The sequence below is a fragment of the Chryseobacterium sp. LAM-KRS1 genome, from assembly GCF_013184525.1.
GTDB classification, from domain to species: domain Bacteria; phylum Bacteroidota; class Bacteroidia; order Flavobacteriales; family Weeksellaceae; genus Chryseobacterium; species Chryseobacterium proteolyticum.
In genome coordinates this window covers 386,702-408,459 of the sequence record NZ_JAAOIZ010000004.1, presented here as the reverse complement: position 1 = coordinate 408,459, position 21,758 = coordinate 386,702, and the positions used below count along the sequence as shown (strand labels likewise).

Here is a 21,758-nt window from a genome sequence, read left to right as displayed (position 1 = left end):
TCATCAGTAGGATGATCCCTTTCGTTATTTATTATAAGTTATTATTGATGGCATCCTGTGTTTTGTCTACTCCAAAGCTTATAAATGCCCCTACAAAAACAAAGGTATTAATTGGTGGGACAATAGCTGAACTTCTGGATCCGTCCTGTGAAAAATTGTATCCATACATATTCCTGGTTCCGAGCACATTGGAAATACTTAATACAAAAACAGTAAATGCTTTAGCATCTTTTTTACCCAGATTCGGAAGATAATTAAAACTTAAATTTAAAGCATTATAATCTTTCAACCTTCCTTCATTTCTGGTAAAATTAACCACATTTCCATTGATATCTTTTGTGGCAATATCATAATATGGGCGTCCTTTGGCATAGGTGTAAGAAAGATTGACCCCTAATTTCCACTCCGGAATGAATCTTTTACCCACTACTGAAAGGGTATGTTCTGATGCAAAGTTGGGCTTTAAGCTTACCGGATAATTCATAAAATCCCTTTTCGAGTCCAAAAAAGAATAGCTGATCCAGTAGTCAATATTTTCAAATGTTTTTTTATCCCTCCAGAAGAGCTCTAACCCTTTTGCATATCCGAATCCGTCATTATTAATCGCAGTCTGGACCGGTTGATTCTGATTCTCAATATTGGCAATGTTTTTCACTTTTATAAGCTGGTCATATTTTTTATAAAAAGCTTCAAACCTTAAACTTCTGCCTTCTGATGCTCTTTGAACCTGTAGAATATAATGTTGCGATTTTTGAAAATCAAGATGTGCAGGTCCGTTAATGTATTTACTTTCAGGGTTCTGGTAAAAAAGGCCATAAGCAAATGACGTGGTCCAGTTTTTTGCCAGGCGATAAGCTAAGGCAAAGCGGGGAGCAATGTTACTTTTATTTAGAAAAGAAGAATTTTCTGCCCTTATTCCTATTTTAGCTGAAAACTCATTACTGAATCCCAGATCTGTTTCTGCAAATACAGAAGAAATAAGATCCTGATAATGTTTATTGACTTCTTCAAATTTCAGCTTTTCGTCAGTATTATTCAATTCAAATCCACCCCGAACACCGCTTATTTTATTAATTTTTCTTTCCAGAACTGCTTTAAAATTAATATAATTACCATCTGTCAATAGCTGCGTTTTATCAGTTTCTATAGTATTGGTCTCTCCAGAAAAATTGAGGTCGGACCTGTTATAAGAATAAGAAGCGCCGGTATTCAGAAGGTATTTTCCAAATTTTTGTTTAAAAGACAGGTTATGGTAGGTGTTTTTTCCATTTATTCTTACCAATGCATAATCAGATCCCGGTTCAAGACTTTCTGTTCTTACCCCCATTTTATTCGTGTCATACATTCCGTAATACTTTAAAAATCCTCCTGATTTTGTTTTTATCCTGAAATTTGCATCTCCGTTAAATCCCTGGGGAGCATCTATAAAATCTGTATTGAAATTCAGAACTTTTTGCATCAGGCTCAAAAGAGAATATCCCAGAGTAGCACCATAAGAATGATTCTTATCTCCACTCAGTTTTTGGAACCCTGCATTCAGGAAGATGGGTGAAATCCCGAAATCATAAGAGCTCTGATCTGGAAGATCTACACTTTCCAACATTAAAGCTCCGGAAAGAGCCTGTCCGTACAAAGCTGAATATCCCCCACTTGAAAACACATTCCCTTTAAAAAGAGATGTATTGAAACGATCTCTTCCTGCAATACCTGGTACCGAACTAGAGAAATAGTTATTGATAAGGCTTCCATCCATAAAAATCCTAGATTCCGTTCCGGTACCTCCCCTGATAAATAAACCCTCGGATTCCCCTACTTTTTGCACTCCCGGAAGGTAGGTTAATGCAGAGGAGATCTGGCCATCCGCTCCTGCCGTTGTGTAGATATCGATTGGTGTTAATAATGCTGTTGCTCTTTTCCTATCACTTGCTTCTATTGCTCCTGCTGAGATTACTACTGCATCGATTTCATTGATCTGCTCTTTCAGTTCTGCATCCACAGAGATATCCTGATTTTCAATAACAATCTGTTTTTCAATATCATTATATTTCGGATGGGTAAAAGAAAGTGTATGATTTCCTTTTTCTGATGTTTCAAAAGAAAATTTTCCGTTAGAATCTGTAGTTGCCCCATCATAAGTCCCTTTTAGGGTCACATTTATTTCACCAATCCCTTTATTTCTAAACGTTACCCTTCCTGTAATTTTTACCTGGGCATAGCTCAGACAAAATGATAAAAGGGTGATGAGAAATAATAATCTTTGCTGTCGGGTTTTCATTGTTGTTAATTTTCGGATCAAAAATAGGACAGAAAATACCTTTCAGCGAAAAAAATATGACTGAAAGGTATAGATTGTATACTGAGTGGGAAATTAGTGTATCGGAATGCAAAAATCAACATGCATCTTTCCTTCCGGATGTTCCCTGAAATTCGAATGATACACTTCGAATGGGTAAGATTTCCTAAAAGTATAATGGTTTTCATTCATCCACATAAAAAGGGATACCCAGCATTGTTCAAAATCATCTAATGTAAACTCTCCGCTGCCTACAATGAACCTTCCCGCTTCAATGGTTTCCGGGAAAACTTCTCCATCCTGTTCTTTTAGCTTATCATCCAATAGCATTCCTGCGTGGATCCTTACTTTATCCGGAGGAGTCACTTTAAAACTATCATGATATACCGATATCATTTTTACATCATCTCTAGGAAACAGATGTTTTCGCCTGGCCCATTCTATAAGAAGGTTCAACGTTTTTGATCCCAATGCTCATGACTGAAGCCAGGTGCATTTCTTTAAGGGTGGTTACTTTAATTTCTATATTCATTTTTCTCCAGTTTAGCAGGTTTTCTACATTGCAAATGTACTGGTGAAAAATTGTATCAATTTGTCCGTTCTTGCTCTCTATAGGTAAAATCTTGTGAAAATTTTCCGGGACTGACCTTCGAAATTCGGATGGTGATTTTCCGTAATATTTCCTGAATGTTTTATTGAAAGCCGAATGGTTAGAAAAGCCAAGATCCATATAAATATCCTTAATGCTCAATTCCCTTCTTACCGCAAGATACAATGCGCTTTTTTCTGTTTTTTTTCTGATGACATAGCTTTGAAGCGTCTCCCCTGTAATAAGCTTAAAAACCCTGTGAAAATGAAAAGGAGAATACGCTCCCAGTTCTGCTACTTTTTCAAGGCTGAGTTCAGAATCAAGGTGATCTTCTATATACCGGATGATCTTTACGATCCGTTTTTTATGTGCTTCCAATGGTTGTTTTCTACAAAAATACCGAGATTATGCACATGAGACTTGTCTTTTATTGCGGGATTTCCGAAAACAGACCGGAATCATAAAGTGTTTTAAAAAATTATGTCTAAATTTAGGTAATTATAAAAAATCACTTAAAATCATTTCAAAATGAAGCTACAAAAATTTGTATTATTAACAGGACTGGCTTTATTTGCTGTTTCTTGTGGAACAACAAATACCTATATGGTTAACGCAAAAAGCGGAACACAGACAGGAGGTACAGCCAAGTTTACGCAGAAAGGTGATGAAGTTATCATGAAACTTGATGTAACGAATTTAACACCGGGAATCCACGCTGTACACATCCATGAAAAAGGAGATTGTTCAGCTGCTGACGGAACTTCTACAGGTGGACACTGGAATCCTGCGAAAGATGATCATGGAAAGTGGGGAGCTGAACACTTCCATATGGGAGACATTGGTAACCTTGTAGCGGATCAGAGCGGAACAGCAACACTTACGTTTAAAACCAACAAATGGTGTTTAGGATGTACTGATGAATCCAAGAATATTATTGGAAAAGGTCTGATCATCCATGCAGACAAGGATGATTTCCATACCCAACCAACCGGAAATGCCGGTGGACGTGTAGGATGTGTGGAGATCAAGTAAGATGTAAAGCTTGATTATTACAACACAAATAAGCCGTACGGCTTATTAAATACAAACGGAAACCTAATGGTTTCCGTTTGTATTTTTACCGATCATATTTAGTGAAATTCATTGAAAAGTTTATAAAAAATAACCCAGCTCTGAGAGCCGGGTTATTTTTATGATTTTACATTCATATCTGCAATAATGTTCATTGCTTCCTGAAGGTAGATATCTTTTTTAAGATTTTTGATCCACATTTCAGATTTCTTCTTAAATGCTTCATCTTTTTTCTCTCTTTCGATCTCGTTTGGATACATGGTGAATTGTAACCCGTTTACAAATTTAGTGAGTGCTTTGAATTTTTCAATCTGAGCTTTTCTCTGCTTCATGACTTCATTAAACTTCGTAATATTAAGGGTAATGGTTTCCTCTTTATCCAGCTTCTCTCTCCATTGAGCAGATTCCAATAACAACTGATAGTTTGAGTTTTTAGCCATTCTATCGTTACTAGCCTTCTCTAATGCTTTGATATCAAAATAATTTAACTTTTGGAATTGCGTTCCAGGAATTTTATCCCAAGCCAGCGCAAAATCATCATATCTTTCTCCAATTTCAGCATAAGTAAAGAAGTCCTTCATCTGGATATCGGATACAATTCCTTTTCTTTGGGTAGATTCTCCCGTAATTCTGTAAAATTTCTGAATCGTTAATTTCAGTGATCCGAAATCATCTTCAGTATTTAAGAATCTGTTTAGGTCTACGAATGTCTGAACTGTCCCTTTACCAAAAGATTGTGGAGAACCAATAATCATTGCTCTTCCGTAATCCTGCATTACTCCGGCCAAAATTTCTGAAGCCGAGGCAGAAAGCTCATTCTGCATAATCACCAAAGGTCCTGTCCAGATCGGAGTTTCATTCTTATTTTTTAACGTCTGAATTTTACCGTTCCCATCTTTTACCTGAACGTAAGGTCCTGCATTCATAAATAATCCCATGATATCACCAACTTCTGTTAATGAACCTCCTCCATTATTTCTCAGGTCTAAAACAATTCCTTCAATGTTCTGAGCCTTTAGTTTAATGATTTCATTTTTAATATCATCTGAAGCGTTTCTTCCCTTAGCGTCTTCGAAATCAGCATTGAAGCTCGGCAGATTGATAAAACCATATTTTTTTCCATTTGGAGCATTAACCACAATACTTCTTGCGAATGTATCTTCAATCGCTACTTCCTCACGGATCATCGTAACTTCTTTAATAGTTCCGTCTTTTTTCTGTACTGTAAGAGTTACCGGAGTTCCTTTTTCCCCTCTAATCAGTCTTACAGCTTCGTCAGAAAGCATTCCCACTACATTTACGGCATCTTCTTTTGGCTTGGATTTTACTTTCAGGATCTTATCTCCTTCTGAAAGCTGCTTGGATTTCCAGGCCGGAGCTCCTATGGTTAAAGCCCCCAGATAAAGATTCCCTTTTTTCTCCTGGATAATCGCCCCAATACCAATCACTTTTCCTGCAAACTGAGTATCGAAGTCTTCTTTGTCTTTTGGAGAATAATAGTTGGTGTGCGGATCAAAAACTTCAGTATAAGCATTCATATATACAGTAAACCAATCCATTTTCTTTCTTTTCTTAAACCTTGTAAAAGTTTCTTTTACAAGATCTTTAACTTCATCTGTTGCTTTTATCCTTTTCTGGTCAGGAGTAAGGATCTGAAGCTTGATGGTATCTTTCAGATTATATTTTTGTACAGAATCTTTTTTCTCTTTCTGAGCCTGCTCCTTACTGTTCATCGACTCAATTTCCTGAAGGATATTGTATTTGATGAATTTTCTCCATTCGTTATACTGCTCCTGCTTATTCGCGGGTACCTTTTTAAGTTTTGGTTCCAGTGTAAGGGTTTCATCTTCTTCCAGATTAATAGGCTTGCTGAAAATGTCCTGGGTAATCTGGTCAATTTCATCCACTCTTTGGTATAATCTGTCGATAGTTAATTTATAGAAAGTAAGGTCTCCAAGGTTCAGATAATCATCCAGCTTTGTTTCGTGTTTACTGAATTCATCCATATCCGACTGAAGAAAATATCTTTTTGCAGGATCTACCAATTCAAAATAATGCTTATAAACATCTTTTGAGTAGGCATCATTAATAGGTTTTGGGCTGTAGTGCAAATAAGAAAGTGTATTTTTCACGCTCACCATTATCGTCTGCATCTTTTCATCGTCATTCTTAGGCGAGTTGAAACAAAACATTAGACTTGTCAATGGAATTAGGAGTAAAAATTTATTAAGTTTAAAATTTTTCCACATAAATCTTTAATGTATTTTATTAATTTTTTTCTAAAATATATAAATTAGTAGTAACATTTAAATTACTGTTACAAACTATCAAATTTAATACCTTATTTACAAATATCGGATAGTTTTAAGTATTTTTGTTAAAATAAAATTTTTTTATGGAAAGACCTCTTATTCTGGTTACTAATGATGATGGAATTACAGCACCTGGTATCAGAAATCTAGTCAATTTTATGAATGAAATAGGCGAAGTAATCGTAGTAGCTCCCAATTCTCCACAAAGTGGCAAAGGACATGCAATTACGATCAATTCTACCTTAAGTTATGAAGAAGTAAACCTTGATGGTCCGCAGCAGGATTTTTCCTGTAGTGGCACTCCTGTTGACTGTGTAAAAATGGCCCTTGACAAAATATTGAAAAGAAGACCTGATATCGTGGTTTCCGGCATTAATCATGGAGCTAATTCATCGATTAATGTTATTTATTCAGGGACCATGTCTGCTGCCGTAGAAGCAGGTGTAGAAGGAATTCCTGCTATCGGATTTTCGCTGCTCGACTTTAGCTGGGAAGCAGACTTTACGCAGGCTAAAGAGTTCATTCAGAATATCGTAAGAAGAACCTTGGAAAACCCAATGCCACGAGGGATCGTTCTGAACGTAAACATTCCAAAACTTCCGGCTGAAGAAATAAAAGGGATTAAAGTATGTAAACAGGCACATGCGAAATGGGAAGAAAGCTTTGACGAAAGGGTCAATCCGCACGGAAAAAAATACTATTGGCTGACAGGGTATTTCAACAATATGGACGAGTCTGAGGATGCTGACGAAACAGCTTTGGCTAACGGATATATTTCCATTGTTCCCGTAAAGTTTGATTTAACAGCCTACGAATATATGAAAACCCTGGAAGAGGTAATGAATTTTGACTAATGTACGGTAAGCTAGACAATCCTGTTTATCATTCACTTAATGAATACCATAAAAAGTTTTGCTTAAACTTTGGAAATTCTAAATTTTACAATCCTGAGGTTGCTGCTTTTGGGGGCGCATCAGACATAGGAAAAGAAGAAGATATTGCAGAATATGCAAAAATCTGTGATGATTTTCTTGTTTTTGGCGCTAAACCCACAGGTAACTTTGCAACTGCATTATCTCAGCTTGTCTGTGATCAGTATGTTTTGGAAAATAAAATAGAAATCGACTTTACAGAAGATATTGTCCTTATTACAGAGGAAAATCATAAGGAACTTAACGATTTATCCTGAAATTTTATCCTTATTATTTTAAAAAGAGAACACCGGAACTTGGCCGCTATTTTGGAATTTTTAAAGATGAAAAACTGGTTGCCGTAACAGGTGAAAGAATGCAGATGGACGATATGACTGAAGTAAGTGCCGTGATTACCGATACGGATTACCTGGGAAAAGGTTATGCAAAACAACTTGTTGCTTTTGTTTCAGGAAAAATATTTGATGATAACAAAACCCCGTTTCTCCATGTAGCGGAAAGCAATATGGGAGCCAAAAAACTTTATGATAAGTTAGGATTCTGTCACAGGGGAAAGATCAATTTATGGGGTGTTAAACGATAGTTTTTCACCCCTTTTTATTTCTTGCTGATTTTGTTTAATCAAAGTGTATATAACAAGTCAGATTCTCAAAAAAGTACTTTATCCTCTTTTCTCAGTTCTTCAAGGTATTCTTTTTTTTCATCACGGTAGAAAAGATTCATGGTTTCAAAAGGGATTAATTTCAGGTCTTTGTTAACGATGTGCACGCAGGATTTTTTAACCGCACGAACATCAAAATCATGGGCATCCATAAAGTTCATAATAATGATCCTAAAGAGATTATCATAATCAAGATCAGGAGCTGAAACTTCAGGAAGACAGCAGAGTAACTGGTTAACTTTAGGTTTTACTTTATCTACGGAAATTCCTGTACTGAAAATATCCAAAAGCTGCATATGAAGCCCGGCATCCTGTTCATAGACAATCGTGTTTCTGGATTCATTATTCAGTAAATCAGCCGGATTGATATATCGGGTTAAAGGAATAATTTCACCCTCCAGCTTTAAGATATATCCCATTGCCAAGGCATCCGGATTACAGGGAACCGGAATAATATCATCTGAATTAAGCAACGGAAACTGATTCAGGATCTCTTGTCTTACTTCTGTTAACGTAATTTTTTCATAAGCAGAGTCTTCTCTGTTCCTCCCTGCTATCTCAACGGGCTGAAATGTAATTCCCCGCACACATTTCTGTTTTAAGGCAAAATCAATGATCTTTCCTATTTCATCAATATTTTTGTCCTTTTGGAGTACGATAACTAATGTCGTGGAAAGATTTAATTCATTCAACTTTTCAAGAGCCTTCATTCTGACATCAGTAAGATCTTTCCCTCTGAAATCCATTAAAACCTCCGGTTTAAAGGAATCAAACTGAAGATAAACCTCAAACTCGGGAGCATATGTGGCTAATTTTTCAGCAAAACCAGGATCATTCGCTATCCTTACTCCATTGGTATTTAACATTAAATGCTTGATCGGCTTTGTCTTTGCAATATCCATGATCTTAAAAAACTCAGGATGAATGGTTGGCTCTCCTCCACTGATCTGTACAACATCCGGCTCTCCTTCATTTTTTACAATGATATCAAACATCGCTTCGATTTCTTCCAGGCTCCGGTGGCTTCCGTAATGGGGTGATGACATTGCGTAGCATGTGGGGCAAGTAAGGTTACAACGGTCTGTAACTTCTACGATAGAAAGACAGCTGTGCTGTTCATGATCCACACAGAGTCCGCAATCATAAGGACAACCATATTCTACATCCGTACCAAAATGCAAAGGCATCTCCGAAGCTTTATTATAGTTTCGGATGTTTTTATAGTACTGAACATCCGAGGCAATTTTTGTTTTGAAAAACCCGTGATCAGGACACCGTTTAGTCATGAAAACGGCTTCATCCTCTATAATAACCTTAGCTCCCACTCTTTTAAGGCATTCGGGGCAAAGGCTTATTGTATAATCGTAATAGGTATAATTTCTTACCGGCATAATGTAATTTTAAAGTCCTCCACCACAAATATATCCGCTGATCAGTCCACAGATCAACAAACAGATAACCATGGTCTGTATGAATTGCTTTTTCGAAAATTTCCTTCCATCTTTTAATTCATAAATGATTTTTACAAATAAAGTGGCAATAAAAGAAACAAATAAGGCTCCAAAAACAATGATCGCAATGACCATTATAAAGACACCGGCATAATTGCCCCCTTCCAAAAAAGTTAATGGTATCATTTTCAAATATTTTGATGTGAATTTACACTTTTTGTCTGCTTGATTTTAAAAATATAATAAATAATTACAAGTATGCACACAATCTGAATTGTTCCCAGGTTTCCAACCAGCTCAACCCTCGGCTTAATAAAATCCAGGAAAAATCTGAATGTGAAATAATTCAGCATAAAAAGCTGGAAAATATATCCGGAAGGATATTCCGCCGTACTTTGCTTAATCTTTAAAACAACCCAGAGGCTGATTAAGAAAGCGATCTCGTAAAGCGCTACGGGATGTCGCAAATACCCATCCCCCAGATGGATTCCAAAAACAGAACCTGTAGGAAGACCATATGTTTCTTCATAGATTCCGGTAAGAAAACATCCTATCCTACCAATGATGATGGCAAGTAATAGAGGATACACAATCAAATCTCCCGTACTTTCCTTATGCCCCACAATTTTCTTAGCGAGCTCCACTCCTATCAATCCAAAGGCAAGTCCTCCGACAATCGTATTATTCGACCATATATTTTTAAAGCTGAAGTCATTAAAAAGCTTGTAAGGATTTTCAAGATTCCCGATCAATTTTGAACCGATCAAAGCTCCTGCAGTAGCACCGATGAGAATCGCCGCTGAAACATTGAAGGATAACTTTTCCGGGGATTTTCTTTTTAGGTAAAAGTAATAACGCATTCCCATGAACATTCCCAACGCTTCAAAAAGAGGATGCGCCAGCATTGTTTTACCAAAGATTTGAAAAGTAACAGGAAAATCCATGCTTTCAAAAATACTATATTTAATATTATTTGCTAATTTTAATATTCTAAATAATCACAATGCGTATAGAATATGACATAAAGTTAGGGTTCAAGGATGTAATGTTCCGCCCGAAAAGATCTACTTTAAAATCAAGGTCCGAGGTTGATTTGGAAAGGGAATTCACATTTCGCCATACAAAAAAGAAGTGGAAAGGAACACCTATCATTGCAGCAAATATGGACACTGTAGGTACTTTTGAAATGGCTGTTGAATTGGCAAAAGATAAAATTATTACGGCTGTGCATAAACATTATTCCATACAGGAATGGGATGAATTCCTGCATAACCAGCCGGAAAATATTCATCAATATATAGCTCTGAGTACCGGAACAGGTAAGAATGACGAGGAGAAACTAAAACAAATCCTCGAAAGGCACCCAAAAATCGAGTTTCTATGCATCGATGTAGCCAATGGTTACTCTGAACATTTCGTAAGCTTTGTAAAGCAAGCAAGGGCTAATTTCCCGGATAAAATCATTATGGCCGGTAATGTGGTTACGGGCGAAATGGTTGAAGAGCTTCTTTTAGTAGGTGCAGATATCATTAAAGTAGGTATCGGACCTGGTTCGGTATGTACTACCCGTGTAAAAACAGGAGTAGGATATCCTCAGCTTTCAGCGATTATTGAGTGTTCTGATGCAGCTCATGGATTAGGCGGCCATATTATTGCCGATGGAGGATGTAAAGTACCGGGAGATGTTGCCAAAGCATTTGGTGGCGGTGCGGATTTCGTTATGTTGGGAGGTATGTTTGCCGGTCACGATGAAAGTGGTGGTGAGATGATTGAAGAAAATGGAAAGAAATACCGGCTTTTTTACGGGATGAGCTCAAAAACAGCAATGGATAAGCATTCCGGTGGTGTTGCTGAATACCGGGCTTCGGAAGGTAAGACGGTAAAAGTAGCTTATAAGGGACCCGTTTCAGATACAGTAAAAGATATTTTAGGGGGTGTTCGCTCCACATGTACTTATGTGGGTGCTTCCAAACTTAAAGAACTTTCCAAAAGAACCACTTTCATCAGGGTTCAGGAACAGGAAAATCAGATATTTAAAGATTAAAACAAAAAAGCCGGATCGTTGATCCGGCTTTATATTTCTAATTAAGTTTTTTCTATGTCAGCATTCCTCCGTCAACATGTAAGGTTTGTCCTGTGATATAAGTTGACATTTCGCTCCCCAAAAATACACATGCATTAGCAACATCCTTAGGCTGTCCTCCTCTTTTCATTGGAATTCCGTCTCTCCATGCTTTCAGGGTTTTCTCATCTAACGAAGCCGTCATTTCAGTTTCGATAAATCCGGGAGCAATAGCATTGCAACGAATGTTTCTTGAACCTAATTCCAAAGCAATAGACTTTGTAAAGCCAATCACTCCTGCCTTTGAAGCAGCATAATTGGATTGTCCTCCGTTTCCTTTCACTCCTACTACCGAAGTCATATTGATAATAGATCCTGCTTTTGCTTTCATCATAGGCTTAATAACCGCCTTTGTAAGGTTGAATACAGAATCAAGGTTTACTTTGATAATGGTATCCCAGTCGTCTTTAGACATTCTCAGCAATAAATTATCTCTGGTGATCCCAGCATTGTTGACCAAAATATCGATGTTACCAAAATCAGCCATTACATCGTCCACTAATTTTTGGGCAGCATCATAATCCGATGCGTCTGATTGATACCCTTTGATCTGAGTTACAGAACTTAAAGTTGCTTCCAATTCTTTTGCTTTGTCTACAGAACCGGCATAAGTAAATGCTACTTTTGCTCCGTGTTGAGCAAAAACTTCGGCAATTCCTTTTCCGATCCCTCTTGTAGCTCCCGTAATTAGCGCTACCTTTCCTTCTAATAGTTTCATATCTATGACAATTATTTTCTTTCTGTTTTCTAACCTGTTGATTGACGGCTAATTTAAGATATTTATTTTTGTAAATAAACAGCCGCAAAGATATTATAATTTGTTATTCAACGCATTATTAATTGCAAATTACTTCAATATTTCCCGTTCTTTTTGGTTAGTATGCAATTAATCCCAAGCAGTTTTATCCTCTGAATGAGTAAAATACAAATATTCGGAATTCTTTCCTTTGATAAGTTTTAATCCTTTTCTATCAGAAGAATAGCTATCATATACAACCTCTTTAAGAGGTTCATTCTTATGATTGGTAACACCGAATTTACCATTCTTTTTTACAACCATCTCTTTGGCAGAAAGAAAAGTGACCATATCGTCGTAGATGGCAGGAATTACCTCTTTTCCGGTTTCATCAAGCATTCCGTATTTACCTTCTTTATTTTTGTAGATCAATCCGGGTAAAATTTCAAAAGGTTTTATGGAAACAACATCTGCTAATTCTTTATACTGCTTGTCTTTGGGTGAAAATCTATAAAATTTATTATCTTTCTTAACAATCAGATAATTGGCAAATATTTTTTCTATATCATACCCCTCCTCCAAAACATTTTTTAAATTTTTATCCAAAAGTGTTTCGGTATTGTTTTTCCGGAGATACATAAAATGATCTCCCGCAATTTTCAAGGCATCCACATCATCATACTCTTGTGGCAGTACGATTTCACCATTACTCATAATTACCGCAACTTTAGGATTTTTATGTTCAGGAACAGTCCTGAATAAACCTCCGAATAAATGATTCACATATTCAAAATCCGTTGAGTATACTTTTTTCTCTTTTTTAGAAAAGATGCTTACTTTATCATCCTTTTTAAGGTAAATGTATTCAGTTCCTACAAAAGCCTGGTCATAAATTTCCTCCGCAAGAACATTTTCCTGGGCATCTATAATTCCATATTTATCTTTGGGAATATTTTTGGTCACCATAAAAGGGTAAGAAACAATTCCATCAATATAATGATCCGAAATAGAGCTTATTGTCCTACCATTCTCATCAATCACCTCTCCTTTTCTGAATCCTGTAATGACATACACCCTTCCTTTGTAAAAATGCAGATTTTCATCAAATTCCCTGTCAGAAACCAGGCGACCATCGAAATCATAAATCTTCCATACCTTTCCTGTTTTTACAAAAAGTCTCTTTTCGTTGGCAAACTCAATTTTATCAGAAAAAGGGATGATCTGTTTTCCGTTGTAATCATAAAGACAGTCCTTTCCGCCTTTAGAATAAATAAGCCTTTCTTTGTTCTCCCAAGTTCTGAATTTAAAATTATCCAGGGGGATCAGCTGGTTTCCTTTGGTATCAATTAAAGCCATTTTTCCATTGGAAGAACCTTCTTTAACCTTTAATATAAACCTTTCCCTGGCTAACCTGGAGATCTCATTTTTATATGGGAAAGCGGCTGTAACAGTTCCAAGGGAATCTATAATGCCTGATTTTCCTGCCTCAGAAATTATTCCATAGCCTTTTGAGTAAAGGCGTACTTCTTTACCCAATTGTTTTGATAATAAGATCTGTTTATATTGATCGGTTTGCTGCGCGATACAAGCCGATGAAAGTAGTATAAAAAATAGCTTTTTCAATTAAATAGAATTATTCACGATAAGAACAATTTCTCCTTTTAAAGTTTTACTTTTGGAAAATTCAATTAATTCATTGATAGTTCCTCTTTTAGTCTCTTCAAATTTCTTGGAGATCTCCCGGCTCAGGCTTACTTTTGTATGCTCACCAAAGAACTCTTTGATCTGTTCCAGTGTTGTGTTTATTTTGTGAGGACTCTCATATAAAACGATTGTCTTTTTCTCTTCAGCAAGTTGCTTCAACTTCGTTTGTCTGCCCTTTTTCTGGGGAAGAAACCCGGCAAATAAAAATTCATTATTCGGGAGCCCGGATACCACAAGAGCAGGAACAAATGCTGTAGCACCAGGTAGACAGATCATTTCAATATGATGATCAGCTCCCGCTTTTCCCAATAAATATCCGGGATCAGAAATTCCGGGTGTACCGGCATCAGTAATTATGGCTACATTCTGGCCACTTTTAAGGTCTGAAATTACCTTTTCTGTTGCCTGATGTTCATTATGCAGGTGATAAGATTTTAAAGGTTTAGAAATCTCAAAATGTTTTAAAAGAACACCGGATGTTCTTGTATCTTCACATAAAATGTAATCCACTTCTTTCAGTACATTTACTGCTCTGAAGGTCATATCTTCCAAATTTCCTACAGGCGTAGGAACAAAATATAGGGTTCCGCTCAAAATTAGAATTATAAAAATTTATTTTCCACCAGTACCCATAACCTCTGGGCATATTCATCTACTTTTCTCCAGTTTTTGGAGTAATACAAATCACTTAAATACTCTTTTGCTTCTTCCAGTGTTCTGAAGCTGTTCAATTCGGAAATTACCTCATTAAGCTCGGACTGGCTTCCGTCAAAAAGCATTTTTGAAAATGCAATTCTGTCATTGAGATCCAATTTGAATTCAGGCTTTGACTTCTCAGCCTCCATAAAATTCGTTGGAATATTCGTTTTAAGCAAACTTCCACTCTCTTCTTTGATGTTTGTTTCAGTCTTTTCTTTCGAAATTTCCCTCTCTAACGGGTCATCATCAAACAGTGATTGAATGGATTTAAGTCCCTTGATATTAGCAAGCTTGATTTTCTTCTCCTGATTATAGGCATCCAGATTTTCAAAACTTTCATCAGAAGGATGTCTTTCCTTTTCAGGTTCATGCTGCCCATGATCTATATCAACGATTTTTCTCTTGTTATTTTCCTCTGAAGCTGTTTGTTCTTCCCTCTTTTCTTCGGTCTGAGCGTCATTTTTAATCTCTGTAACAATATTTTCAACATTAGACGTTTCCATTGCCATTTCTCCCTGCTCTATTGAAATATTAGAAGAAATAAACTGTGAATCAACCTCTTCAATTAGCATTTCATCATCTTCCAAAACCTCTGTATCAAAAATACTAGGGATTTTTTCATTCACCTCAGAAAAATTGCTGGTATCATTTATAAAAGCTTTTGCCCTGTATGTCGCTTCATCGTTTTCTATGCTATTCTGAATATTTTCTTCTTCGTCAAAGGAGTTATTACTAGATTCCTGATAATCAGAAGGCTCATTTTCAAATTCATTAATCTCATTCAGCTGGTTGGTAAAAATTACTTCTTCCTCTATCGGATCATCAAACGATTCTTCCGCTTTAAGATCAGCAGCTTTTTCTTCAGCAAAATGTACCATATTTTCATGGTATTCATTTTCAACTATTTCTGTCAATTGATTATTGAATATTTCCTCCTGTTCAGTCCCGTTTTCATCCGCCTGTTCATCATCATCATATTCCATCCCTTCATTTTCATCAATTTCATTCAGCTCGTTATTGAAAATCGCTTCCTCTTCCGTCACTTCGTGATTTGAATCCTGATTTTCAAATTCTTTCTGCACAGAAGATGTATGGTTTGGACTTTCCGAACTCTGTGATGAAGTATGGGGGATAAAATATTCAATATTTTTCTCTACCATTCTTAAAAAAGAAATCCTATTAGCAAGTTCATCCACAAGATCCTGCTTGGAAAGTAATTCATCCACGTTATTTATTTTTTCCAGTATATCGATGATATTCTTGGATTCGAAAAAAATTTTTTCCTTTAAATCTTGGATATTCTGCATATAAGATTCTTGTTAAAAATTGCGTACTTTTGATGTTAAAATATTACGGCTAATTTAACAAATGTTTTTAGAAAATACAATTAATCACTCCAAACAAAGCGGTTGGATGGAAGTTATTTGTGGCTCAATGTTTTCCGGAAAAACCGAAGAGTTGATCAGAAGGCTGAGAAGAGCAGAAATGGCAGGGCAAAATGTGGAAATTTTTAAACCGAAAACGGATACAAGATATTCTGAAGAAGATGTGGTCTCACATAATAAGAATAAAATTCGGAGTACAGCAGTAGAAAACCCAAACGAAATTCTCTTATTGGGTTCTAATTGTGATGTGGTGGGAATTGATGAAGCACAATTTTTTGATGAAAGCATTGTTGAAATTGCTAATGAATTGGCAAATAGCGGTATAAGAGTTGTTATTGCAGGATTGGATATGGACTTTTTAGGACGTCCGTTTGGGCCGATGCCTAATCTTATGGCAACTGCGGAATATGTAACCAAAGTTCATGCTATTTGCAAAAGAACAGGGAATCTTGCCAATTACTCGATGAGAACATCTCAGGGAGATAATCTGGTAGAGCTCGGAGAAACGGAAAGTTACGAAGCGGTAAGCAGAAGAGTCTTTATTGATGAAGTCCTGTTAAAAAAGAAGAAATAATTAAAATATATATTGGCGGAAACGCTGAAAAGACAATGTTGTAAAGTCATTAAACTGTTGAATTGTAAAATTGGCTTTTCTTGTAGTTTTATAAACCTACCGGAACCTTTTTACAATTTTCAGATTCTTTGATTTTGTAATTTTACACCTTTGCAGTTTCCTCACAAAGAGAAGAAAGAGCACCAATGAACTATACAGCAGACCAAATTGCACATATCACCAATTCAAAAGTAATCGGAGATGGTAATGCCATCATCAAAAATATTGCTTTTGACAGCAGAATCATCTATTCCATTAAAAACACTGCATTTATAGCTATTAATACCAAAAAAAATTCTGGTGAAAAATTCATTGAATCGGCGATTGACAGAGGTATAAAAATTATTATTTCCGAACATCAGTATCCTCAGTTTGAAAATATAACATGGATCATCGTCAGCAATTCTGTTGACTTTCTTCAAAAGCTGGCCAAATATCATTTTGAACATTCTCATCTGAAATCCATCGGAATTACCGGAAGTAACGGGAAAACTATTTTAAAAGAATGGTTATATCAATGTCTTTGGAATGAGTTCTCCACTGTAAAAAGCCCTAAAAGCTTCAATTCACAGATCGGTCTTCCCCTTTCTTTACTTCAGATCAACAATTCCTATGAGCTTGGGATCTTTGAGGTTGGAATTTCCAAACCTCATGAAATGGAAAAACTGGAGGATATTTTCAGCCCCGAAATTGGACTTCTTACTCATATTGGAACCGCTCACGCTGCAAATTTCGATTCCGAAGAGGCCTTAATTAATGAAAAGATCAAACTTTTTAAAGATTCCGGGGTTATCATTTACAATGGTGACAATTCCCTTGTTGATCAGAAAATAAAAACATTATACGCTTCTAAAAAATTGATTTCCTATGGCTTTAGAGATAATAATCAGGTATTTATTAAAAGTAATATTTCAAGAGAAGAAAATATAATTGTACAGTACTTTAATGAAGAAATAAGTTTTCCTGTACACCAAAGGGATGAAGCCACTTTAACCAATGCCATGGCTCTTATTGCCGTTTTAAAGGAGTTGAATATCGACAATAATAAAATTGTCGAAAAGATCAATGCCTTGAAGACTATTGAAATGAGGCTTGAAGCTATTGAGGGAAATAAAAATAACATCATTATTAACGATTCCTTTAATCTTGATCTTGATTCCCTGAAAACTGCACTGCAGTTCCTGAACGAATATAATAAGCCGAAAAAATCTTTGGTTTTAACAGATATTGTAGGAGTAAATTCGAATTCACAAGAATTGTATGAGGAAGTTTCTGAACTTGTCAATGAACAGAATTTTGACTCTCTGTTCCTTGTCGGAAATGAAATTACTGCATTCAGCCATCTTTTTAAATCTAAAACTTTTACTTTCATTAATACTCAGGAATTAATTGAAAGCAAACATCTTACAGATATTGAAAATCAGATTATCCTGTTAAAAGGTGGGAGAAAATTCGAGATAGAAAGGCTTAAAGATATCCTTGAGCTCAGAAAACATGATACTGTTCTTGAGATCAATTTAAATGCGATTCTTCACAATATTAATTATCACAAATCCCTGCTAAAACCTGAAACCAAAGTAATGGCAATGGTAAAAGCAAATGCATACGGATTAGGAAGCTATGAAATATCGGAATTTCTGCAGCACCATCATATCGATTATCTTGGTGTAGCGTACACTGATGAAGGAGTAGAGCTCCGAAAAAAGGGAATTACAACTCCTATTGTAGTAATGAATGCAGCTCAGCATAGCTATGATGCTATCATACAATACAACCTGGAACCTGAAATTTACAGCTTCAGGGTGCTGGAACTATTTAATGATGCGGTTCAGAAATCAGGATACGATCAAAAATTCCCTATTCACATTAAACTGGAAACAGGTATGCATCGTCTTGGTTTTAAAGGTTTAGAACTGGATCAATTAAGTGAAAACTTAAAAAATATGAATGTCCGGGTTCAGAGTATCATGACGCACCTTTCTTCTTCTGATATGCCGGATGAAAGAGAATTTACTTTAAACCAGTTCGATACTTTTGAAAAAAATTCCGGATACCTGATCGAAAAGTTGGGATATCAGCCGATAAGACACATCCTGAATTCATCAGGAATAACAAACTATTCTGAATACCAGTATGATATGGTAAGAATTGGGATCGGAATGTTAGGTGAATCACCAAATAGTGAAATACAAAAACAGCTGCAATCAACGGTTAGTTTTAAAACAGTCATTTCTCAAATATCGAATGTAGAAAACGGAGAATCCATTGGCTACAGCAGAAGATATAAAACAGATCACCGTACAAAAATAGCTACTATACCTGTAGGGTATGCGGATGGAATTCCAAGACTAATCGGAAATCAGATAGGTAATGTAGGAATACACAAAACATTAGCTCCTATCATCGGAAGTATCTGTATGGATATGATGATGATCAATGTAGATCACATTCCTAATGTAGAAGAAGGTGATACAGTGACTATTTTTAATGCAAAGCCAAGTTTAAAAGAATTCGCAGATTACTGCAAAACCATCACTTACGAAGTATTAACCTCCATTTCGCCTCGGGTGAAACGGATTTATATAAAAGACTAATCCTATGAGAAAACTCCTGGTCCTCCTGTTCATATTCCAATTACTTTTGCTGCAATCGCAGGTAAGAAAAGGACTCGTGATTCCAAAAAATCCAAGGATAGGACTTTCACTTGCCGGCGGAGGAGCTAAAGGATTTTCTCATGTTGGAGTATTAAAGGTACTCGATTCCCTGGGAGTAAAAGTTGACTATGTTGCAGGAACCAGTATGGGAGCTATTGTTGGAGGACTATATGCTTCAGGATATTCCGGAAAAGAAATAGAAAAAATCGTTATGGATACCGATTTCTATTCTCTGATCATGGATCCTAAATCCAGAAAGGAAAGCACATTCTTTAATAAATCTGTTGACAAATATCTTCTTTCCATTCCCATTAAGCATGGTAAGATCAATCTCCCCTCTTCTATCAGTACTGGACAGAAAAATGTTTACCTGTTAAAGGAACTGTTTAAAAATGTTTCGAACATTGATGATTTCTCCAAATTACCAATTCCTTTTATGTGTGTTGCTACCAATCTGGAAAGTGGGAATATGCAGATTTTTGAAAAAGGTGATCTCGTAGAATCTATTATGGCAAGTTCCGCATTTCCGTCTTTAATGGATCCGGTAAAAGTTGGCGACAGTATTTACATAGATGGAGCTATGACTGTTAACTATCCATCAAAGCCATTAAAGGACAAAGGAATCGATATCGTTATTGGTGTGGACCTTAACCAGGACTTATCAAAAAGAGAAGATTTAAACAATATTATAGCCATTCTTAACCAGGTTATTGATATGAATATCCACAAGGATACAAAACGTCAGTACAAGTACACTGATATTAACATCAAACCGGACCTTAAAGGAATGTCCGCGACCAGCTATGATGAAAAGAAAAAAATCCTGGATAGCGGATATGTTGAAGGACTCAAATATGTTGATATACTGAATCAGTTACCCAAGCGTTCTTTTGACCGCCTCAGACAGCGCGTAAATCCAATTTATTCCAACGTATATAAGATTGACAGCATTTCTTTAATTGGAAGCAAAATTTACGGTAAAAACTATGCTCTGGGGAAAATGGGATTACACCTTCCCTCTATGGAAACTTACGGTAGCATTAACAAAAAAATAGACCGACTGGTAGCAACTAATAATTACAAGTTCATCAATTATGATATTGTATCGGAAAATAATGCCAATTATCTTAAATTGTATGTAACCGAAGACGATGCCAGACATTTTTTTAAATTCGGATTACACTATGATGATGTCTTCAAAACAGGATTGCTTCTAAACTATTCTGCAAAAAGACTCTTATTCAGAAATTCAAATCTGTCGCTTGACGTTATTGTGGGTGACCAGCCGAGGTATTATCTCAATTATTTCATTGATAACGGATACATTCCGGGATTCGGAATCTACTCTTCGGGAATGAGCATTGATCTTAAAGACATCAATAATAATGTTGTTGACAGCTGGAAATGGTTAAGAAATGAAGCCTATATCCAATCCGTATGGAAAGATAAGTTTGCAATCGGCGGCGGGATCAGCCACGATTATTTCAGTGCTGACATGAATGGATCAAATGAAAGAGTAAGCCGTTTCCTTAATCCCTATGTATTTATAAAAAGCGATACTCAAAACGATAAGGATTTTCCTACAAAAGGAATTTATATAGCTGCTGAAGGAAAAGTGGTCGATCTGATGAAATCTGAACTTGAAAAAAGAATTGTTCAGGTAAAAGCTGATATCAGAATAAATATTCCTTTGGCAAAACAATTTACTTATCGTCTGAATTTATATGGAGGAATAACAATCGGTGAAAATCTTCCGGAATTCTATAAATATAAACTGGGAGGAATTTTTGAACAGAATGTAGTTAATTTCAGAAGTTTTGCAGGATTTTATTTTGCACAGCTAAGTACTAACAACGTTGTTTTAGTCTCTAATGATCTTCAGTTTAAATTCAACAAAAATTATTTCATAAGTGGAAACTTCTCTTTTGCGAACCTTTCCAACGATATAACTTTTGAAAATGCAGCTAAACTTAACTACAGTTCCCTGGGAATAACAGCAGGATATAAATCTCCGTTCGGACAAATTAAAATTAATTTCAGTCACTCTCTAAAAAATAATCAAAAAGGCATATTCAGTGTAATACTAGGACACTGGTTTTAAAAAAATGATACAATTCTTTTACGAAAACTTACCGGGATCTGTGAACACAGATTATACAAAATGGCTGGAAGATATCATTCTTTCAGAAGGAAAAAAATTGGGTGAAATCAATTACATCTTTTGTGATGATGAATATTTACTTAAAATTAATCAGGATTATTTACAACATGATTACTATACAGACATCATCACTTTTGATTATGTTAAAGGCAAAACAATAAGCGCAGAGATTTTCGTATCTTTGCAGCGCATTTCAGATAATGCTTCTACCCTATCAAAAAATTATGAAGAAGAATTAAGAAGGGTTTTAGGACATGGCATCCTTCATCTTTGCGGATATAAGGACAAGACTGAAGAAGAAGAAAAAGAAATGCGAAGTAAAGAAGATTTCTATTTAGCTAAATACATTGGATAATGTAGTTTGGCATTTGTAAT

20 protein-coding genes are annotated in these 21,758 nt (G+C 35.9%); 9 read left to right on the top strand and 11 right to left on the bottom strand.

Going from position 1 to position 21,758, the window contains the following annotated elements; translation table 11 throughout:
* Positions 1 to 31 precede the first annotated feature (31 nt).
* The 3 genes from G9C87_RS12895 to G9C87_RS12885 form a co-directional block, all read right to left on the bottom strand.
* Positions 32 to 2,275 (bottom strand): TonB-dependent receptor, encoded by a 2,244-nt coding sequence (locus G9C87_RS12895; protein ID WP_172281747.1) that lies wholly within the window; start codon positions 2,273 to 2,275, stop codon positions 32 to 34.
* 93 nt (positions 2,276 to 2,368) lie between these two features.
* Positions 2,369 to 2,689 (bottom strand): GyrI-like domain-containing protein, encoded by a 321-nt coding sequence (locus G9C87_RS12890; protein ID WP_410499276.1) that lies wholly within the window; start codon positions 2,687 to 2,689, stop codon positions 2,369 to 2,371.
* A 13-nt stretch (positions 2,690 to 2,702) separates the two neighbouring features.
* Positions 2,703 to 3,260 (bottom strand): helix-turn-helix transcriptional regulator, encoded by a 558-nt coding sequence (locus G9C87_RS12885; RefSeq protein ID WP_172281743.1) that lies wholly within the window; start codon positions 3,258 to 3,260, stop codon positions 2,703 to 2,705.
* A 150-nt stretch (positions 3,261 to 3,410) separates the two neighbouring features.
* Between G9C87_RS12885 and G9C87_RS12880 the strand changes: the two genes are divergently transcribed.
* Positions 3,411 to 3,914, top strand: a complete 504-nt coding sequence (locus G9C87_RS12880; RefSeq protein ID WP_172281741.1) for a superoxide dismutase family protein — start codon at positions 3,411 to 3,413, stop codon at positions 3,912 to 3,914.
* Between the two features lie 158 nt (positions 3,915 to 4,072).
* On the opposite strand, the gene G9C87_RS12875 is transcribed toward G9C87_RS12880, so the two are convergent.
* Positions 4,073 to 6,202, bottom strand: coding sequence for a carboxy terminal-processing peptidase (locus G9C87_RS12875; RefSeq protein ID WP_172281739.1), 2,130 nt, complete (start codon positions 6,200 to 6,202; stop codon positions 4,073 to 4,075).
* Between the two features lie 146 nt (positions 6,203 to 6,348).
* Here G9C87_RS12875 and surE point away from each other — a divergent pair, with 146 nt between their 5' ends.
* The 3 genes from surE to G9C87_RS12860 are packed head-to-tail and all read left to right on the top strand — an operon-like array spanning position 6,349 to position 7,780.
* Complete coding sequence (surE, locus tag G9C87_RS12870; protein WP_172281737.1) at positions 6,349 to 7,119, top strand: 5'/3'-nucleotidase SurE; 771 nt, start codon at positions 6,349 to 6,351, stop codon at positions 7,117 to 7,119.
* Positions 7,119 to 7,454: a hypothetical protein gene (locus tag G9C87_RS12865; RefSeq protein WP_172281735.1), complete on the top strand. Its 336-nt coding sequence runs from the start codon at positions 7,119 to 7,121 to the stop codon at positions 7,452 to 7,454. Before surE ends, G9C87_RS12865 begins: the two co-directional genes overlap by 1 nt.
* Positions 7,448 to 7,780, top strand: a complete 333-nt coding sequence (locus G9C87_RS12860) for a GNAT family N-acetyltransferase (protein WP_172282419.1) — start codon at positions 7,448 to 7,450, stop codon at positions 7,778 to 7,780. The genes G9C87_RS12865 and G9C87_RS12860 overlap by 7 nt, the downstream gene beginning before the upstream one ends.
* 65 nt (positions 7,781 to 7,845) lie before the next feature.
* Here the strand turns inward: G9C87_RS12860 and G9C87_RS12855 are convergent, their stop codons facing one another.
* Genes G9C87_RS12855 through G9C87_RS12845 form a run of 3 tightly spaced genes read right to left on the bottom strand, consistent with a single transcriptional unit; the run spans position 7,846 to position 10,253 of the window.
* Positions 7,846 to 9,249: a radical SAM protein gene (locus tag G9C87_RS12855; protein WP_172281733.1), complete on the bottom strand. Its 1,404-nt coding sequence runs from the start codon at positions 9,247 to 9,249 to the stop codon at positions 7,846 to 7,848.
* Between the two features lie 9 nt (positions 9,250 to 9,258).
* Complete coding sequence (locus G9C87_RS12850) at positions 9,259 to 9,495, bottom strand: hypothetical protein (RefSeq protein ID WP_172281731.1); 237 nt, start codon at positions 9,493 to 9,495, stop codon at positions 9,259 to 9,261.
* Positions 9,496 to 9,497: 2 nt separating this feature from the next.
* The gene (locus G9C87_RS12845; protein ID WP_172281729.1) at positions 9,498 to 10,253 is read right to left on the bottom strand and encodes a prolipoprotein diacylglyceryl transferase; all 756 of its coding nucleotides are present in this window, start codon (positions 10,251 to 10,253) and stop codon (positions 9,498 to 9,500) included.
* A gap of 59 nt (positions 10,254 to 10,312) precedes the next feature.
* On the opposite strand from G9C87_RS12845, the gene G9C87_RS12840 reads away from it, so the two are divergent.
* Positions 10,313 to 11,353, top strand: a complete 1,041-nt coding sequence (locus tag G9C87_RS12840; protein WP_172281727.1) for a GMP reductase — start codon at positions 10,313 to 10,315, stop codon at positions 11,351 to 11,353.
* 52 nt (positions 11,354 to 11,405) lie between these two features.
* On the opposite strand, the gene fabG is transcribed toward G9C87_RS12840, so the two are convergent.
* From fabG to G9C87_RS12820, 4 genes are all read right to left on the bottom strand, one after another.
* Positions 11,406 to 12,149, bottom strand: a complete 744-nt coding sequence (gene fabG, locus G9C87_RS12835) for a 3-oxoacyl-[acyl-carrier-protein] reductase (RefSeq protein WP_172281725.1) — start codon at positions 12,147 to 12,149, stop codon at positions 11,406 to 11,408.
* A 168-nt stretch (positions 12,150 to 12,317) separates the two neighbouring features.
* Positions 12,318 to 13,790: a WG repeat-containing protein gene (locus G9C87_RS12830; protein ID WP_172281723.1), complete on the bottom strand. Its 1,473-nt coding sequence runs from the start codon at positions 13,788 to 13,790 to the stop codon at positions 12,318 to 12,320.
* Positions 13,791 to 14,465 (bottom strand): 16S rRNA (cytidine(1402)-2'-O)-methyltransferase, encoded by a 675-nt coding sequence (rsmI, locus tag G9C87_RS12825; RefSeq protein ID WP_172281722.1) that lies wholly within the window; start codon positions 14,463 to 14,465, stop codon positions 13,791 to 13,793.
* Between the two features lie 8 nt (positions 14,466 to 14,473).
* Positions 14,474 to 15,877 carry a hypothetical protein gene (locus G9C87_RS12820; RefSeq protein ID WP_172281720.1) on the bottom strand — a complete coding sequence of 468 codons (1,404 nt, stop codon included), beginning with the start codon at positions 15,875 to 15,877 and terminating at the stop codon, positions 14,474 to 14,476.
* 61 nt (positions 15,878 to 15,938) lie between these two features.
* Between G9C87_RS12820 and G9C87_RS12815 the strand changes: the two genes are divergently transcribed.
* From G9C87_RS12815 to ybeY, 4 genes are all read left to right on the top strand, one after another.
* Positions 15,939 to 16,529 (top strand): thymidine kinase, encoded by a 591-nt coding sequence (locus G9C87_RS12815; protein ID WP_172281718.1) that lies wholly within the window; start codon positions 15,939 to 15,941, stop codon positions 16,527 to 16,529.
* A gap of 185 nt (positions 16,530 to 16,714) precedes the next feature.
* On the top strand, positions 16,715 to 19,162 hold the full coding sequence (locus G9C87_RS12810) for a bifunctional UDP-N-acetylmuramoyl-tripeptide:D-alanyl-D-alanine ligase/alanine racemase (protein WP_172281716.1): 2,448 nt from the start codon (positions 16,715 to 16,717) through the stop codon (positions 19,160 to 19,162).
* Between the two features lie 4 nt (positions 19,163 to 19,166).
* On the top strand, positions 19,167 to 21,323 hold the full coding sequence (locus G9C87_RS12805) for a patatin-like phospholipase family protein (RefSeq protein ID WP_172281714.1): 2,157 nt from the start codon (positions 19,167 to 19,169) through the stop codon (positions 21,321 to 21,323).
* A 4-nt stretch (positions 21,324 to 21,327) separates the two neighbouring features.
* Positions 21,328 to 21,738 (top strand): rRNA maturation RNase YbeY, encoded by a 411-nt coding sequence (gene ybeY, locus G9C87_RS12800; protein ID WP_172281712.1) that lies wholly within the window; start codon positions 21,328 to 21,330, stop codon positions 21,736 to 21,738.
* The last annotated feature ends 20 nt before the right edge of the window (positions 21,739 to 21,758 follow it).

What these genes read in the sequence shown, in the direction of transcription:
- ybeY (WP_172281712.1), top strand. Translation starts at nt 21,328, where the DNA reads ATGATACAATTCTTTTACGAAAACTTACCGGGATCTGTGAACACAGAT.
- G9C87_RS12845 (WP_172281729.1), bottom strand. Translation starts at nt 10,253, where the DNA reads ATGGATTTTCCTGTTACTTTTCAAATCTTTGGTAAAACAATGCTGGCG.
- fabG (WP_172281725.1), bottom strand. Translation starts at nt 12,149, where the DNA reads ATGAAACTATTAGAAGGAAAGGTAGCGCTAATTACGGGAGCTACAAGA.
- G9C87_RS12855 (WP_172281733.1), bottom strand. Translation starts at nt 9,249, where the DNA reads ATGCCGGTAAGAAATTATACCTATTACGATTATACAATAAGCCTTTGC.
- G9C87_RS12840 (WP_172281727.1), top strand. Translation starts at nt 10,313, where the DNA reads ATGCGTATAGAATATGACATAAAGTTAGGGTTCAAGGATGTAATGTTC.
- G9C87_RS12850 (WP_172281731.1), bottom strand. Translation starts at nt 9,495, where the DNA reads ATGATACCATTAACTTTTTTGGAAGGGGGCAATTATGCCGGTGTCTTT.
- G9C87_RS12890 (WP_410499276.1), bottom strand. Translation starts at nt 2,689, where the DNA reads ATGATATCGGTATATCATGATAGTTTTAAAGTGACTCCTCCGGATAAA.
- G9C87_RS12820 (WP_172281720.1), bottom strand. Translation starts at nt 15,877, where the DNA reads ATGCAGAATATCCAAGATTTAAAGGAAAAAATTTTTTTCGAATCCAAG.
- G9C87_RS12865 (WP_172281735.1), top strand. Translation starts at nt 7,119, where the DNA reads ATGTACGGTAAGCTAGACAATCCTGTTTATCATTCACTTAATGAATAC.
- G9C87_RS12810 (WP_172281716.1), top strand. Translation starts at nt 16,715, where the DNA reads ATGAACTATACAGCAGACCAAATTGCACATATCACCAATTCAAAAGTA.
- surE (WP_172281737.1), top strand. Translation starts at nt 6,349, where the DNA reads ATGGAAAGACCTCTTATTCTGGTTACTAATGATGATGGAATTACAGCA.
- G9C87_RS12815 (WP_172281718.1), top strand. Translation starts at nt 15,939, where the DNA reads ATGTTTTTAGAAAATACAATTAATCACTCCAAACAAAGCGGTTGGATG.
- G9C87_RS12895 (WP_172281747.1), bottom strand. Translation starts at nt 2,275, where the DNA reads ATGAAAACCCGACAGCAAAGATTATTATTTCTCATCACCCTTTTATCA.
- G9C87_RS12875 (WP_172281739.1), bottom strand. Translation starts at nt 6,202, where the DNA reads ATGTGGAAAAATTTTAAACTTAATAAATTTTTACTCCTAATTCCATTG.
- G9C87_RS12880 (WP_172281741.1), top strand. Translation starts at nt 3,411, where the DNA reads ATGAAGCTACAAAAATTTGTATTATTAACAGGACTGGCTTTATTTGCT.
- G9C87_RS12805 (WP_172281714.1), top strand. Translation starts at nt 19,167, where the DNA reads ATGAGAAAACTCCTGGTCCTCCTGTTCATATTCCAATTACTTTTGCTG.